Annotated in this window: 14 protein-coding genes; 11 read left to right on the top strand and 3 right to left on the bottom strand. The window is 67.5% G+C overall.

Translation table 11 applies throughout. The features are described 5' to 3' along the window. Positions 1 to 19: 19 nt before the first annotated feature. From ACE11G_RS07145 to ACE11G_RS07195, 11 genes are all read left to right on the top strand, one after another. The gene (locus ACE11G_RS07145) at positions 20 to 301 is read left to right on the top strand and encodes a hypothetical protein (protein ID WP_375003978.1); all 282 of its coding nucleotides are present in this window, start codon (positions 20 to 22) and stop codon (positions 299 to 301) included. Continuing rightward, positions 258 to 1,640, top strand: coding sequence for a threonine ammonia-lyase IlvA (gene ilvA / locus ACE11G_RS07150; protein ID WP_375003979.1), 1,383 nt, complete (start codon positions 258 to 260; stop codon positions 1,638 to 1,640). The genes ACE11G_RS07145 and ilvA overlap by 44 nt, the downstream gene beginning before the upstream one ends. Before the next feature lie 290 nt (positions 1,641 to 1,930). After that, on the top strand, positions 1,931 to 2,776 hold the full coding sequence (locus tag ACE11G_RS07155; protein ID WP_006895350.1) for an ABC transporter permease: 846 nt from the start codon (positions 1,931 to 1,933) through the stop codon (positions 2,774 to 2,776). 1 nt (position 2,777) lies between these two features. Continuing rightward, positions 2,778 to 3,644: an ABC transporter permease gene (locus tag ACE11G_RS07160; RefSeq protein WP_006895351.1), complete on the top strand. Its 867-nt coding sequence runs from the start codon at positions 2,778 to 2,780 to the stop codon at positions 3,642 to 3,644. Between the two features lie 3 nt (positions 3,645 to 3,647). Then, entirely contained in the window at positions 3,648 to 4,943 is a 1,296-nt protein-coding gene (locus tag ACE11G_RS07165) for an MlaD family protein (protein WP_006895352.1), read from the top strand. Then, on the top strand, positions 4,940 to 5,974 hold the full coding sequence (locus ACE11G_RS07170; RefSeq protein WP_006895353.1) for an MlaD family protein: 1,035 nt from the start codon (positions 4,940 to 4,942) through the stop codon (positions 5,972 to 5,974). Before ACE11G_RS07165 ends, ACE11G_RS07170 begins: the two co-directional genes overlap by 4 nt. Continuing rightward, a complete protein-coding gene (locus ACE11G_RS07175; RefSeq protein WP_006895354.1) occupies positions 5,971 to 6,963 on the top strand; it encodes an MCE family protein in 993 nt (330 codons plus the stop codon). Before ACE11G_RS07170 ends, ACE11G_RS07175 begins: the two co-directional genes overlap by 4 nt. Further along, positions 6,957 to 8,063 carry an MCE family protein gene (locus tag ACE11G_RS07180; RefSeq protein ID WP_039866954.1) on the top strand — a complete coding sequence of 369 codons (1,107 nt, stop codon included), beginning with the start codon at positions 6,957 to 6,959 and terminating at the stop codon, positions 8,061 to 8,063. Before ACE11G_RS07175 ends, ACE11G_RS07180 begins: the two co-directional genes overlap by 7 nt. Continuing rightward, positions 8,060 to 9,160: an MlaD family protein gene (locus ACE11G_RS07185; RefSeq protein WP_006895356.1), complete on the top strand. Its 1,101-nt coding sequence runs from the start codon at positions 8,060 to 8,062 to the stop codon at positions 9,158 to 9,160. The genes ACE11G_RS07180 and ACE11G_RS07185 overlap by 4 nt, the downstream gene beginning before the upstream one ends. Then, positions 9,148 to 10,317 (top strand): MlaD family protein, encoded by a 1,170-nt coding sequence (locus tag ACE11G_RS07190; protein WP_039866956.1) that lies wholly within the window; start codon positions 9,148 to 9,150, stop codon positions 10,315 to 10,317. The genes ACE11G_RS07185 and ACE11G_RS07190 overlap by 13 nt, the downstream gene beginning before the upstream one ends. 10 nt (positions 10,318 to 10,327) lie before the next feature. Then, a complete protein-coding gene (locus ACE11G_RS07195) occupies positions 10,328 to 11,065 on the top strand; it encodes a hypothetical protein (RefSeq protein WP_039866959.1) in 738 nt (245 codons plus the stop codon). A gap of 27 nt (positions 11,066 to 11,092) precedes the next feature. Here ACE11G_RS07195 and treY read toward each other — a convergent pair whose 3' ends face one another. The 3 genes from treY to ACE11G_RS07210 form a co-directional block, all read right to left on the bottom strand. Continuing rightward, on the bottom strand, positions 11,093 to 13,408 hold the full coding sequence (treY, locus tag ACE11G_RS07200) for a malto-oligosyltrehalose synthase (RefSeq protein ID WP_062366740.1): 2,316 nt from the start codon (positions 13,406 to 13,408) through the stop codon (positions 11,093 to 11,095). Positions 13,409 to 13,450: 42 nt separating this feature from the next. After that, complete coding sequence (locus tag ACE11G_RS07205; protein WP_006895360.1) at positions 13,451 to 15,607, bottom strand: acyltransferase family protein; 2,157 nt, start codon at positions 15,605 to 15,607, stop codon at positions 13,451 to 13,453. Positions 15,608 to 15,722: 115 nt separating this feature from the next. Continuing rightward, entirely contained in the window at positions 15,723 to 16,289 is a 567-nt protein-coding gene (locus ACE11G_RS07210; RefSeq protein WP_006895361.1) for a TetR family transcriptional regulator, read from the bottom strand. Between the last annotated feature and the right edge of the window lie 12 nt (positions 16,290 to 16,301).

Raw genomic sequence — 16,301 nt, forward strand, 5'->3', positions numbered from 1 at the left:
ACTGAGCTACACTGTGGATATGACCACGCTGATCCGACAGGCACCTCAGCCCGCAACTGTGCATCGCGCCGTGCAGGTCCCGGTGTTCGGGGTGCCGTGGCCGCTGTACAAGCTGGCCGCTGTGGTCGCCGGCGTGGTCGTCGCCGCGCTCGTGTTCACCTTCACCGGCTCCGGGACGGCGTCGATGTGGGCCAGTGCAGTCGCGGTTATCACGGTGTGGTGGGGCGGCTATGTGCTGCTTCGTGAACGGTGGGACGATGGAGAGCGTGACTTCATCGCCGAACACCGCTCCCGCCGCTGATTCGACCCTCACCCCGGCGAGCATTGAGGCTGCGGCACGTCGTCTGGACGGCGTCGTACGCCGGACACCGCTGGAGGACTGCCCCCGCCTGAGTGACGCCACCGGTGCGCGGGTGCACCTCAAGCGCGAGGATCTGCAGACCGTCCGCTCCTACAAGATCCGCGGCGCCTACAACGTCATGGCGCAGCTGAGCGCAGATGAACTGGCCGCAGGCGTCGTCGCGGCGAGCGCGGGCAATCACGCACAGGGCGTCGCGTTCGCGTGCGCCACCATGCAGGTCAAGGGTCGGATCTACGTACCGACGACCACTCCCAAGCAGAAGTGCGACCGGATTCTGTGGCATGGCCGAGGGTTCGTCGAGCTCATTCCGGTCGGTGAGACCTACGACGCCGCGGCGGCCGCGGCCCAGAGCGACGTGATCCGCACGGGCGCCACGTGGATCCATGCCTTCGACGACCCGCGCACGGCGGCCGGGCAGGGCACGATCGGCAAGGAGATCCTCGAGCAGCTCGGAGCCGATCCCGACGTCGTCGTGTTGCCGGTCGGCGGTGCGGGCTGCATGGCCGGAATCGTCACCTACCTGCGTGCGGCGTGCCCCGACGTCGCGATCGTCGGCGTCGAGCCGCGCGGTGCCGTGTCGCTCGCGGCCGCGCTGGTCAACGGTGCACCGTACACGCTGCCGACCGTCGACTCCTTCGTCGACGGGGCGGCGGTGCAGCGCATCGGCGGCCTGGGGCACGGCGTGATGGCGGCCGCCGGGGCCCGGGTGGTGAACCACCCCGTGCTCGCCGACGTCACCTCGCACCCGCGGGTGCCGGTGATCGAGGCCTCGGAGATCGACCTCGCGCCGGGCAGCGTCACCATCACGAATGTGAGCGAGGGGGCGATCTGCTCGACGATGCTCGAGCTGTACCAGAACGAGGGGATCATCGCCGAGCCCGCGGGCGCGCTCGCGGCGACCGCGGTGCGCGAACTCGATCTTCCCGCCGGTGCCACCGTGGTCGCACTCGTCTCGGGCGGCAACAACGACGTCTCCCGCTACGGCGAGATCATCGAGCGGTCGTTGGTGCACCGCGGTCTCAAGCACTACTTCCTGGTGAACTTCCCGCAGGAGCCGGGCGCGCTGCGCCGCTTCCTCGACGACGTCCTCGGTCCCGACGACGACATCACTCTGTTCGAGTACGTCAAGCGGAACAACCGCGAGACCGGGGCGGCGTTGGTCGGCGTGGAACTCGGCGACCCGTCGGATCTGTCCGGGTTGCAGGACCGGATGAAGCGCTCCCGGCTGGACGTCGAACAGCTCGAGCCGGACACTCCGGCGTACCGCTACCTGACGTAGGCGGACCCAGCGCGACGGCGGTCGCTCCCGGCAACGGCGGGAGCGGCCGCCGTCGTCGTCTCGACCACCCGAGCACCCGGTTACCGGCGTCGTGGGAGGGTCACCTGCCTATTTCCTACATAGGTGAAGTTATGTGTGGCGCCTGGCACACTTTCCCGAAATCGCTGTGTATATTACGACCGAACACCCCCTCGGGGGTCGGGCCGGCGGGGGGGACGCGGCGACTGTCGACTCCCCACCGCACCCGCAGAGGCGAAGAGGGCGAAGGCAGGGGATTGAGCACAGACACGGTGGACGCGCACCCACGTGCTGCTGCGCGTCGTTGGTCCGACAGCGGCGCCCGCAAATGGTTCGACGAGCACATCAAGAAGTCCTTCGAGACCTTCGGCCGTCAGCTCGCGATGTTCGTCGAAGTGTTCAAGGTCCTCATCGAAGACATCGTCAAGAAGCGCTTCCCTTTCGGCGAGTTCATCCGGCAGTGCGCGTTCATGGCCTCCACGTCGGTCTTCCCGACGCTGCTCGTGGCGATCCCGATCGGCGTCATCGTCTCGATCCAGGTCTCGAACATCGCCGGCCAGATCGGCGCCACGTCGTTCTCCGGCGCCGCGACCGGCCTCGGCGTCATCCGGCAGGGCGCGCCGCTGGTGACTTCGCTGCTGCTGGCGGGTGCGGTCGGCTCGGCCATCGCTGCCGACCTCGGCTCGCGCACGATCCGCGAGGAGATCGACGCCATGCGGGTGATGGGAGTCAACCCGATCCAGCGTCTGATCTCGCCCCGGCTGCTCGCCACGATGGTGGTCTCGTTCCTGCTCTGCGGCTTCGTCTGCTTCGTCGGCTTCATCACCGGCTACCTGTTCAACGTCTACTTCCAGGGCGGGACGCCCGGCAGCTACACGGGGACGTTCGCTTCCTTCGCCGGCGTGCCCGATCTGTTGTTCGCCCTGGTGAAAGCCGTGATCTTCGGCGCCATCGTGGCGATCGTCGCCTGCGACCGCGGCCTCACCACCAGCGGCGGCCCGGCCGGTGTCGCGAACTCGGTGAATGCGGCGGTCGTCAACTCGGTGATCCTGCTGTTCACCGTCAACGTGGTGCTCACCCAGGTGTTCGCACTCGTCGTGCCGGCGAAGGTGGTGTGAGATGGCCGCGTCACGCTACGTACCGCCGCTGCTCAAACCGCTCGGCTGGCTGCGGAAGCTGTGGGAGGCGCCGCGCGACGGCATCGTCGCGATGGGGCACCTGATCACCTTCCTCGTGAAGTCGATCGGACTGGCGCCCATCACCTTCACGCACTACCGGAAAGAGGTCTGGCGACTGCTCTCCGACGTGGCGTGGGGCAACGGCGCGATCGTCGTCGGCGGCGGAACCGTCGGCGTCATGGTGATCCTCGGCGTGATGGGCGGCGCGACCGTCGGCATCGAGGGCTACACGGCGCTCAACCTGCTCGGCATGTCGCCGATCACCGGCGGACTCTCGGCGTTCGCGACCACCCGTGAGATCGCTCCGCTGCTGGCCGCGACGGCGTTCACCGCACAGTCGGGCTGCCGGTTCACGGCGCAGCTCGGGTCGATGCGGATCAGCGAGGAGATCGACGCGCTCGAATCGATCGCGATCCGGCCGCTGCCTTATCTGGTGACGACCCGGATGGCCGCGGCGGTCCTGTCGATCATCCCGCTGTACGCGATCTCGCTGGCCGCCAACTACATCGCCTGCCAGTTCATGTTCCAGATCCAGTCGGGACAGGGATCGGGCACCTACCTGCACTACTTCGACGAATTCATCCTGTCGCGCGATGTGGTCTTCTCGTTCCTCAAAGTCATAGTCTTCGTCCTGCTCACAACCTTCATCCAGTGCTACTACGGATACTTCGCGTCGGGCGGTCCGGAAGGCGTGGGCGTCGCGGCCGGGCATGCGATCCGGCTGTCGATCATCACGATCGTCTTCGCGAACCTGATCCTCACGCTGGTGTTCTGGGGCACCTCGGCCGGCATCAAGATATCGGGGTGACGGATGCGAATCGATACTGGTGGGCGCGATCCGTCGCTCAAGACGTACTTCCTGCGGGGACTGGCGTTCCTCGCCGTGGCGGTGGTCGTGTTCGCACTGCTGCTGGCCCGGTACGAGGGCAAGTTCGACGACCGCACCGAGGTCACCGCGGAGCTGACCGACGTCGGCGACGGACTGGTTCCCGGCGCCGACGTCCGCTACAACGGCTTCATCGTGGGGTCGGTCGATTCGATCACCCTGGTCGGCAGCGGTGACAACCCGACGAAGGACGTCGCGTTGATCCTGAACCCGGACCAGGCGTCCGGCATCCCGGCGAACACCACCGCGCGCACCGTTCCGTCGAACCTCTTCGGCGTGAACTCGGTGGAGCTGATCGCGCCGGCGAATCCCGCCTCGGAGTCGATCAGCGGCGGCGACGTGGTGAAGGCCGACACCTCCGAGCCGACCATCCGGCTGCAGGACGCGCAGAACGAGCTCCGCTCGCTGCTGCGGAGTGTCCCGCCCGAAGATCTCGGCATGGTGCTCGGCACCATCGCCGACGCGCTGCAGGGCGGCGGCGCGACCTTCTCCACCTTCGTCGGTGTCCTCGACACCTACTGGAAGACCATCAACGCGCAGTTCCCGCCGGGCGCACCGTCCGGTTTCGAGAACTTCGACCGGGCGATCCGCGGTCTGGCGCAGTCGACCCCGCAACTGCTCGACGCGCTCGGCAAGTCGGTGGTTCCGGCGATGACGATCGCGCAGAACGCCGACCAGCTGACCGCACTGCTGTCGGCCGGCCAGGGGATGCTCGACCAAGTGCACACCCTCTTCGCCAAGAACGGCGACGGCGGCAAGCGGATCGTGCGTGATCTGAACACGATGCTCGGAGCGATCACACTGGAACCGAACTCACTGCCCGAGGCGCTGCAGCAGCTCTACGTCCTGGCGGGCAGGGTGCTCGGAGTCTTCACCGGCGTGAACGGCCACGTTCAGCTGAACCTCGGCGTCAGCTTCAGTGCGTTCGCGCAGTACACGCGCCAGAACTGCCCGGTGTACGACGGCGGCCCCTACGGGACGGCCCGTGGTCCGGGATGCGTCGGCCCCGGGACCGGCACGGGCCCGACCATGTCGGGACCGTTGACGGTGTACCCGCCGGGAATGAAGCGGGCCGCCGCCCAGAAGCCGGTCAGCGCTGTGACGACCGGAAAGGACGAGAAGACGCTCAAGGGCGCGCTCGGACGGAAGCCGACCTCGGCCGACAGCCTCATGCTCGGCCCGCTGGTCTCGGCCGTGACACCGCAGGAGGGAGGCCGGTGAGCGCCGCTAAATCGACCATCCGCAAGCCGCTGATCGGATTCACCCTGTTCGCGATCGTCGCGCTGGCGATGACGTATCTGATCTGGTCCACGCTCGAGCGCTCGGTGAGCGGGCCGACCAGCGGGTACACGACCACGTTCAACGACGCGTCCGGGCTCGCGGAGGGCGACGACGTCAGAATGGCGGGCGTGCGCGTCGGGCGCGTGGAGAGCATCGACCTCGACGACGGCAGGGCCCTCGTCAGGTTCGAGGTCCAGCACGATCAGAAGGTGTACGCGAACACCCGGGCCGCGATCCGTTACCAGAACCTGATCGGTCAGCGGTACCTGGCGCTTTCGCTGGACGGTCCGACACCGCAGGCTCAGCTGAGCGAGGGCTCGGCGCTGCGTCTGCCGGGCGAGGACTCGTTCGACGTCACCAAACTCCTCGCCGGATTCCAGCCGGTCTTCGACACGCTGACACCCGAACAGGTCAACACGCTGTCGGAGAGCCTGATCCAGGCCTTCCAGGGCGACGAGGTGTCTCTCTCTCGCACGATCGCCGAGATCGGGCAGGTGGCGAGCGACATGGCCGACCGCGACCAGGTGCTCGGCGCGATCATCACGAACATGGGGGTGGTGATGCGCGAACTGGCCTCACAGGGCGACCAGGTGCAGACCCTCCTCGACAGCACCGGAAAGCTGATCGAGGGTCTCAACGGCAACTCTCAGCAGTTCGGCAAGGCGATCGATCAGCTCGGCCAGACCACCACCGGTTTCGCCCAGGTGTTCGCGCAGAACCGCGCGACCCTCAAGTCGGCCGGCACCGCCGCCGACGACGCCACCGGCAAACTGATCGCCAACGGCGCCAAGATGGACCGGCTCGCGGTCGAGCTGCCGATCTTCCTCGGACACTTCCCGAATGTGATGATGCAGGGCAACTACTTGAACATCTACGCGTGTGACCTCGACATCTCCATCGGCGACGTCCTGTTCCCGCCCGGCCTGATCAACAAGATCGGTGGCACCAACCACTCGGTGGTGTGCCGATGAAGAAGCGTCTCGCCCGGTCGTTCCACGGCAACCGCCGGCTGTGGTACGGGATCCTCGGTGTCGTCGTCATCGCGATCGTCCTGGTCGCCGTGGTCGGGCTGAGTTCGGCCGGACTCGGTAAGCGGACGTACACCGCAGACTTCGAACAGGCGGGCGGAATCCGTCCCGGTGACAAAGTCCGCGTGGCGGGCATCGACGTCGGCGAAGTGTCGAAGACCGAACTGGCCGGAGACCACGTCGAGGTCGCCATGAAGGTCGACAAGGACGTCGAGGTCAAGGACGACGGCTCCGCCGAGATCAAGATGTCGACGCTGTTGGGGCAGCGGTACGTCGACATCGTGCTCGGGCAAAGCGACAAGGCGACGCCGAACGACCGGATCCAGCACACGTACGTGCCCTACGACCTCCAGCAGACCCTGGCCAAGGGCACCCCGGTGCTTGCGGGCATCGAACCGAATGACCTCACCAACAGCATCCGCACGCTGAGCACGCAGCTGGCGGGTGCGCCCGCGATCATGGGACCCACACTCGATGCGCTGACCCGGATGTCGAACGTGCTCAACAATCGGCACGATCAGATCAACCAGCTGCTCAAAGACACCGATGCGGTCACCAAGCAGGTCGTCGACAGTCAGTTCGCGCTGTCGATCATCGTCGGCCAGGGCGCCCAACTGGCGAACAAGATCGTGGCTCGCGAACAACTCGTGACCCGGATGCTCGACGGCGTGGCCGCCCTCACCGATCAGGCGTCGGCGGTGGCCGCGGAGAACGGCGACCAGTTCGCACCGGTGATGGCGAACCTCAACACGATTGCGAACGGACTCGAGAAGAACCGCGACAACCTGCGCAAGCTGCTTGACGTCCTGCCGGTCACCGCCCGGTTGACCACGAATCTCACCGGTGACGGGCCCTATGCGAACGGCTACCTGCCGTGGGGCCTGTTCCCCGACAACTGGCTCTGCGCGGCGCGGGTGGTGGACGGATGCTGAGGATGTCCCGGATCAAGAGCGCGATGGCCGCGGTGGCGCTGGTCGCGGTGACGGCGACGACCGTCAGCGGCTGCTCGCTGATGCCCGCCACCTGGACCGCGGCGCTGGGCCAGGCCAACACCGTCACAGCCTATTTCGACGACGTGTCGGGAATCTTCACCGGCAACGACGTCGCGGTTCTCGGAATGCCGGTCGGTCGCATCACCTCCGTGGAGCCCCAGGGCACTCGGGTGAAGGTCACGATGACCGTCGACAACAGCGTCGACGTGCCCGCCGATGTGACGGCGGCGATCGTCAACACCTCGATCGTGACCACGCGGCACATCGAGCTGTCGCCCACCTACACCAAGGGACCCAAGCTCGGCGACGGCGACGTGATCCGCCACACCGAGGCGCCGGTGGAGATCGGCACGCTGTTCGATTCGATCGACAAGATCGTCAAGGCCATGTCGGGAGACCGGCCCGGCGAGGGGCCGATCGCCGACTTCGTCGACGTGACTTCGGGAATCGCCTCCGGCAACGGCGAGAAGCTGCGGCAGGCGCTCGATGCGCTCTCGAAGGCGGGCAAGCTCGGCGCGGACAACGGTGACGCATTGATGTCGATCATCAAGTCGCTGAGCACGCTCACCACGGCGCTCACCGACAACTATCCGAAGATGCAGCAGTTCTCGTCGTCGATGACGCAGGTCTCGGACATGCTGGGCGACCAGTCGGTCGGCCTCGTCGCGTCGCTGCACGACCTGAACAAGACCCTGCAGAACACCTCCGAGTTCCTCGCCGCCAACTCGGGTGCGATCAGCGGTGCGACCGGCAGGATGGCGTCGCTGGCGGCCAATCTGTCGGACTTCTCCCGCGAGGTGGTGGAGACGATCGATGTGGCGCCCCTGCTGTTCCAGAACCTCTCGAACTCGATCTCGGCCGAACAGGGTGCGTGGCGGACCTCGGTCTTCCTTGACAAGTCGCTGCTCGACAACCAGATGCTCAACAAGTTCTGCAATGCGATCAACCTGAACCAGAAGGGCTGCGACACCGGTCAGCTGAAGGACTTCGGCCCCGACCTGGGCATCTATTCCGGACTGTTGGAGCTGAGCAAGAAATGACCAGGATTCGCAAGGCCGGTCTCGCGGCGGTCTCACTCGTCACCACGGTCAGCCTCACCGCATGCGGCGCCGTCCCCGGCGTCACGGTGGAGCAGATCCCGCTGCCCGCCCCGGGCGGGATCAGCGACTCGATCACCGTCCACACCTCGTTCGAGAACGCACTCAACCTGCCGAACAAGGCCAAGGTCCGTCTCGGCGGCCTGGATGTGGGCGAGGTGGAGTCCATCGTCGCGAAGAACTACCGCGCCGAGGTCACGATGAAGGTGGCGAAGGACACCGAACTGCCGATCGGCACCGGAGCCGAACTGCGTCAGGCGACACCGCTCGGCGACGTCTTCGTCGCGCTGCAGCCGCCGGCGGACACCTCGAAGGGGATGGTGCGCGACGGCGGCACCCTGGCCGGCCCCACCTCGGCGGCGGCGACGGTGGAGGACCTGCTCGTGAGTCTGACGGGTCTGGTCGACTCGGGTTCGGTGAGCTCCCTGCAGCGGATCTTCACCGAGCTCAGCACCGCCATCGGCGGCAATGCTCCCGAACTGCACGGCGCCATCGAGGGATTCACGACCGCGATCGACAAGTTCAACAAGAACTCGGCGGCGGTCGACCAATCGATGGCCGTCACAGCGCGGTGGTCGAAGGAACTGGCGAACGGCCGCAACCAGATCGCCGCCGCGATCAACAAGCTCCCCGCGGCGATCAACACGGTCAACGACCAACTCGGCATGATCCTGACGACCCTCGACAAGACGAACAAGGTGACCGCCGCGACCAACGATTTCCTGAACACCGAGCAGGCCGACTTCGGCGAGATGCTCGGCCACCTCAACACCACGCTGGTGGCGCTGGAGAATGCGGCGCCGATCTTCGGGCCGCTCGCCGACCGCATGGCCGAGCTGAACCCGAAGTGGGTCAAGTCGACGTCCGGAAGTGCGGCGGCGGTCTCGGCCAAGGTGTACTGGCTGACGCCGGGCGCCGGATTCGATTCGGCGTCGCGGTTGCCCGAAGGCGCGGACGTCACCAACGGCATGCACAGTCTGGAACAGACACTCGCCCGCATCATCGCTCGTCTCACCGGAACGAAGGGATGCTGCTCATGATGCGATGGCTGCGCAAACGCAAGATCATGATCGGCAACCTGGGGCTGGTCGTGGTGATGCTGGTGGGTCTGGCGTTCCTCGCCTTCAACAGTCTCAGTTGGCGTCCGTGGCAGAGCACGTATCAGGTCATGGTGCATTTCCCGGTCTCCGGCGGCCTGCAGGACACCAGCAAGGTGATGCTGCGCGGCGCCCAGATCGGCGAGGTCCGTTCCATTCAGGTCACGCCCAAGAGCGTCGACGTGACTCTCGATCTGCGCGACGACTACAAGATCAACAAGGGAGCGACGTTCTCCGCACTCGGCCTGTCGGCAGCGGGCGAGCAGTACGTGAACATCACCCCGACCACCGATGACGGCCCGTACTTGCAGGACGGAGATGTGATCCAGGTGGGCCAGACGCACGTGACGGCGGCCTTCCCGGGGATGCTGCAGTCGACGCTCGACGTCATCAGCCAGATCGATGCGCCGAAACTCACCGCGACGCTCAAGGAACTCGAGATCGCACTCAACGACCGCGGGCCCAACCAGCTCAAGTCGGTCTTCAACTCCGGAGGCGTGATCTTCGCCGATCTGGCGAAGGTGCTGCCGGAGACCACCACCCTGATCAAGAACTCCGGAACGATCCTCAAGACCACGGCGCAGGTCCAACCGGATCTCGGACGCCTCGCCGGCGGGCTCGACTCGCTCTTCGACGCGACGGTCGCGGCCGACAAGGAACTGCGGACGCTCCTGGGGAACGGACCGGAACAGTTCACGAGCCTCGCCGGATCGCTGGCGACGATCACCGATCCGCTCAGCGACGTTCTGACCCAGTTCCTCGACGTCGCGCGACAGGGTGCACTGCGCGCGCCGGCGCTGGCGACCCTGTTCCCCGCGATCCGGGACGGGTCCATTCAGGCACAGAAGATGTTCCACGACGGCGCCTGGTGGGCGCTGGCATCGGTGTATCCGCGGCCGTCGTGCAACTACCAGATCGCTCCGGTGCGTCCGACCAAGATCCTCGAACTCACCGTGCCGAAGAATCTGTACTGTGTCACCGAGGATCCGACCATGCAGGTCCGCGGGGCGGCGAACGCACCGCGACCGAAGGGCGACGACACGGCGGGTCCGCCTCCGGACTACGATCCGAACGCCCGCACGGTACCGCTCGACAAGTGATGAAGGATTTATGAGTTCAGACGACTCGAAAGACATCTCGGACGCCCGGCCCGACGACGCAGATGCCGACGACACCGCCGTTGCCATGGACGCCTCGGAGTCCGGCAATGCGGCCAAGCGCGCCGAGCGGAAGGCGGGCAGGGAGAAGGCCGACAGCGTCTCGGTGACGATCTCGATGCGCCGGGTGAAGCAGGCGATCGTCGGACTGCTCGTCGTCGCCGTGATCGCCGTGATCGCGGTCGGCGGATGGCAGTTGTACGAGAAGGACCAAAAACTCGCGGCGTTCGACGACAGCAAGGCCGCCGCGTCGAACTTCGTCGGCACGTACTTCCAGGCGATGAGCGGTCCCAATGCGGACGCCAAGTCGCTGCGCGACGCGGTGGGCCCGCTCAGCACCGGTGAGTTCAAGAAGCGACTGGACTCGGACGCGGTCGTCAGCACCGAGTTCATGAAGGAGAACAAGGTCGAGAACATCAAGACCACGGTGACCTCCTCGATGGTCGAGTCCTTCAGTGCCGATCAGGCGACGGTGGTCCTCGGTGTGGACGTGACGGGCACCAGCGCCATCAGCACCACCGGAGGCAAGAATGCGATCCTGCTCCAGCTGAACATGAAGAAGGTCGACGGCGACTGGCTCGTGAGCGCGATCGAGGCAGGTCCCGGAGTCACCGTCGGCTCTCAGCAGGCGCAGCAGCAGATCCCGACACCCGCCCCGACGCAGACGCCCGCGCCGGTCCCCGGCGGATAGCCACCCGGATAGCCGTCCCGCGGCGGCTCAATCCGCCGGTTCGAGGACGGCCAGCGGACCGTCGCCCAGGAGGACGTCCGCACCGACGGTTCCGGTGAACACCGCGCCGGTGACGGCATCGCGCCAGGTTCCGGCGGGCAGTTCCACCTGGGCGGCAGCTCTGGTCTCGGCGCCGGTGAACATCAGGGCCAGCCGAACCGCGACGAGGACCACCTGCGGTTCGCCGTCGCGGCCGCGCGCGAAGCTGACGATGTGCGAGGCGCAGACCCCGCGCGCGGGGACGTCGATGAAGTCGCTGCCCGGGGCGAAGGCACCCGGATGCCTGCGCCGGACCGCCAGAGCGGTCCGCACGGCCTGGAGCTTCGGATGGTCGAGGCGCTGACCGTAATCGACAGGCCGCCGGTTGTCGGGGTCGGTCAGCGAATGGTCCCACCACTCGGTGCCCTGGTACACGTCGCCGACACCGGGCAGCAGGAGCGACAGGGCCTTGCGCGAGATCGACTCGGCGCGGCCGGCGTCGGCGATGAGTGCGACGAACGCGGCGATCAGCTCCGCCGCGAAACCGTGCTGCAGACTCGTCAGCCACTGCTGAACGGCCGACTCGGCAGCGTCGTCCACGTCGGTCCACGACGACACGATGCCGTTCTCCCGCATGGACTTGCGCGCGAACTCCGCGAGTCGACGGGCCAGGTCGGCGTCCGGCCGGCCCTCGTCGGGCCACACGCCGACCACGTTCTGTAGGAGGAAGTAGCACATCACCGGGTCCGGCGGCGGTGCGATCCGCTGCAGCTCGTCGACCAGGATCCGCCACCGTTGGGGCGTCTGTGCGATCACCGCGATCCGGGCGCGGACGTCCTCGCTGCGTTTGGTGTCGTGCGTCGACAGTGCAGTCAGCGCCCGCGGCCAGTGGGCCGCACGCTCGGTCATCCGCGCATGGAAGTCGTTGCGGTTCACGGCCGGGACCCGCGGATTGCATCCGAGTTCCTGCGTGGAGACCAGCCGTGCGGTGCGGTGGAACCCGATGTCCTCGGTGGCCTTGCCGTAGACCGCGACCGCGGCTTCGCCGAGTCGGGCGACCGCTTCCGGAGCGTAGTCCGGGTCGTGGAAGGCGTCACGGAGGACGTCGAACCCCGGTGACAGGATCGGACTGGCGTCCCGCAGCCGTTCGATGTCGGCCAACACCGTGCTTCGCAGCGAGGGGTAGTCGGGACGGGCGACCGACGCGGAGCAGATCATCAGGGCGGCGGCCTGCTGCACGAGGTGGGCGCGAACGTGCGGCGCACGCCGGCAGAGCAGATCGCCGACGCGCTGGAGTCGGTCGGGGAACAGGTCCACGAGCACGGTCTGGCGAAGTGCGCGCGCCAGAGCGCCGAGTTCGCCGCCGCCCGGGACGCCGGAGACGGATTTGAAGGTCTCGTCGAGTTCCACCATCCCCGTCGGTGCGGTGAAGCGGGCTTCGATCAGCCGGAGCTGGTCGTATCCGGTGGTGCCGTCGACGGGGAGGGCGGGGTCGAGCCGCTCGCCGATCGCGAGCCCCTTCTCTATGTAGAGGAGCCGATGGTCGCCGAGATCGGCGCGCAGCCGCCGGAGGTAACCGGCGGGATCGCGCAGCCCGTCCACGTGGTCGACGCGGACGCCGTCCACCAAGTCGTCGGCGATCAGTTCCCGGAGCCACGAGTGCGTCGCGTCGTAGACTTCCGGAACCTCCTGCCGCAGTGCGGCGAGCCCGTTGACGGCCAGGAACCGGCGGTAGCCGATGCGGCGGCTGTCGTGCCGGACGAGGCGGTACCGCTGGCGGGCGTGCACCGCGTGCGGGTCGTCGCCGGGTGACGCGGTCCCCGGGGCGGTGGGTACGGCGAGCGTGCCGAGGACCAGCCGTCCGCGCTCGTCGAGTCGCAGATCGGCGAGGTCCTCGTCGCGGCCGAGGTAGGGCAGGTTGACGATCCCGCCTGCGGCCTCGGTGTCGAGATCGAAGTACTCGGCGTACCGGGAGTCCAGGCCGTTCACCAGCACGTCCGACCACCAGGGATTGTGATCGGGGTCCGCGATTCCGACGTGGTTGGGGACGATGTCGAGGATGACGCCGAGTCCGAGGGCCCGGGCGTGCTCGCGAAGCAGCCGGTAGCCGTCGGGCCCGCCGAGAACACCGGAGATCCGCCCTGGCGGGCACCAGTCGTAGCCGTGCCGCGATCCGGGCATCGCCTCCAGGACGGGGGAGAGGTAGAGGTGACTGACACCGAGTTCGCACAGATGAGGCAGGATCCCGGCCACCTCGGCGAACGTGAAGTCAGGCGTGAGCTGGATGCGATAGGTGGCCACCGGGTCGGCGGGGGTGCCGGCCATACCTGTCCTCCGATCGCCTGCACTGGCCCCGGAGGTGAGGCGTCAGTGGATCTCCGGGCCGGTCCACGGCAGTGCCGCGGAGAGCTGACGCGACAGTTCCCGGGTGAGGCTCCGGACGTAGGTCGCGCTCAAGTGGTGATAGTCCTTGTACACGATGATGTTACCGACCACGGCGGGGCAGAAGTCGGCGGTGCAGAGCCCGTCGGAGAGGTCGAGCCGATGGAACAGCGGGTTGCGCGCGGCGTAGTCGGTCGCCGGATCGACCGGATGCAGTGCGCTGGTCCGCACCGTGCCGCACGAGCGCGCGGTGCCGCCTGCGGCGAGGCACTCGGGTGTGTTGATCGGCCCGCGGTCGTTGTGCGGCCACGGATCGTCGCGGATTCCGACGACGGGGATCCCGGCGCCGGTCAGTTCGTCGAAGATCCCGATGTACCCCTGCGGGACGTGATCGGCGGCGCCCGACGGGTCCGGCCGCGTCGAGTTCGTGAACACCGCGTCGGGGCGAGTCCGTTCGAGGTCGGCCATCACGTTGAGAATCCAGGTGCGGCACTCGGGATACGGCGTGCCCTCCAGCTTCGTCGGGTTCTCGTCGGACGTCAGCGGGCAGCCCATTTTGAGATAGGTGAGGACCTTGAATCCGTTGGCCTTGCCGATCGCGTCGAGGGCACCGATCCACATCTCGGCGTGCGAGCCGCCGGCGAGGGCGAGGGTCCTGGTGCCGTGCGGGTCGCCGTAGACGCCGATCGCGGGCTCGGTCGCGGCGAAGTCGCTCATGAATCCGTCCGGGCCGGTCTGCGGAAGGTCGTCGGCCACCGCGAGCGGCGTCGGCTGCGGGTCGAGTGCTGGAACGGGCGCGTTCTCGAGCAGGGCGCGGGCACCCGGATACAGGGCGGGGTCGAGGTTCGCGGTGTCGACGGTGACCGTCGCCATGTGACGGTCCCACGCCCGAATGGCTCCGGCAGTCCCGGCGGACATCGCGACCAGCATGACGGTCAGGATCGCGGCGTAGGTGATCCGCGGGTGCGCCGGCCACCGGATGTGCGCCATCGACGAGCGGCCGCCGCCGCGCAGCGGATCCTCCACGTACCGTTTCATCAGCCACGCTAGTCCCAGGGAGACGGCGAGGATGCCCGCGCCTTCGAGGACGTTCGCGTGCTGCGTTCCGCGCCAGGTGAGATAGAAGATCAGCAGCGGCCAGTGGATCAGATACAGCGAGTACGACAGTCCGCCGAGCCACACGGCGGGCCGGCTCGCGAGCATCCGGTTCGCGGCCGGCGCCGGGCGGTCGGAGGCCTGACCGGCCCAGATGACGAGGAGCGTGGCCCCCACCGGAACCCAGGCGAGCGCTCCCGGGTATTCGGCGACACCGTCGATCCACCAACCGCAGGTGGCGATCAACACCAGCGCTGCGACGGTGACCGCGCTGCGGATGCGGTCGGCGATGGGCCACCGCGGCATCCAGATCGCCAGGAGCCCGCCCACCAGCGGCTCCCACAGGCGCGAGCGCGTGTCGTAGTAGTTGAAGGGCTGATCGACGTGCAGCCGGTGCTGCGCCCAGACGAACGAGGCGACGGCGACGGCGGCGACGACGACCGCGAAGACACCGCGGATGACGCCTGCGCGGGTCAGCATCTCGTAGCGGCGGCCCGCCACCTTGATCAGTCCGGCGATGGCGAGCAGGACGATCAGGGCGCCGACGAAGAACTGGCCCTGCATGGACATGGACCAGAGGTGCTGCAGCGGGCTGTTCGCTGAGCTCGCGGCGAGGTAGTCCTGAGAGTTCTTCGCGAGGTAGTAGTTCTGGTAGTAGAGCGCGCTCGCGAAGGTCTCACGGCCGATGTTGAGCCAGCGGGTCTGTGCGATCACCAGGACTGTCAGGATCACGACCCCGATGAGCACCGTGTACAGCGCGGGCAGGAGTCGTTTGAGCAGACGCTGGAACCGCGGCCAGGGGTTGATCGTCTCCGCGAGCCCGAAGCTGACCGACTGGCTGTGAATGGTGTGCCGCAGGAGCGAGCCGATGAAGAAGTAGCCCGAGAGAGTGAGGAACACGTCGACGCCGCCGGAGACCCGGCCGAACCAGACGTGGAAGCATGCGACCAGGGCGATGGCGATGCCGCGGAGACCGTCGAGGTCTGAACGATAGGCGGGCACCGTCGGGGCCGTTGCCGTGGCAGGGCGATCGGTGGACGCGGGCACTGTCGTTGGTTTCTCTCTCCGGGCACGGGCCTCCCGGGCGGGTGGCCGCCTCAGTAATCTACGTGCCCGCCTGCGCCGGACGAAATCTCGGCCTGCGGCGGGTGCGGTGCGCGGGTCAGTGCGTCTGTGCGGCGCTGCGGGCCCGGGCGCCGTCGAGGATCACCTCGAGCGCGTCGTCGAACTCCGCGTCGAAGACCCGGCCGGACGGTCCGGTGACGCCGAGCCGCTCCATCTGTGTCCGGGTCTGCTCCTCGATCGTCAGACCGATGGTCAGCTGGCAGATGGCCGTCGCCAGACCCGACTGGGCCTGGCGGTCGAGGCCGCCGCGGGCGGCGATGTCGGCGATCACCGTCTCGATGCCGCGGTCGGCCAGTCCCGACGCCCAAGCCGAGGAGACCACCTCGGCGCTGTCCGGGACGGCGAGCAGCGCCTGGCGCATGTCCGTCGCCAACCGGTGCAGATCGGCGAGCCAGTCGATGTCCTCGGACGCCCCGGGAACGGTCGAGAGGATGTCTTCGGCGAGCGCGGCGAGCATCGACTGCTTGTTCGGGAAGTGCCAGTACAGCGCGTTCGGCCGGACGCCGAGATCTGATGCCAGCCGCCGCATCGTGAGATCGGCGAGGCTGTGCTCGGCGAGGATGGCCCGCGCCGCAGCGAGAATGTCCGATCTCGTGTTGCTCACACCGCCACCCTA

The sequence above is a fragment of the Gordonia sp. PS3 genome (genome assembly GCF_041950545.1).
Lineage (GTDB): Bacteria > Actinomycetota > Actinomycetes > Mycobacteriales > Mycobacteriaceae > Gordonia > Gordonia sihwensis.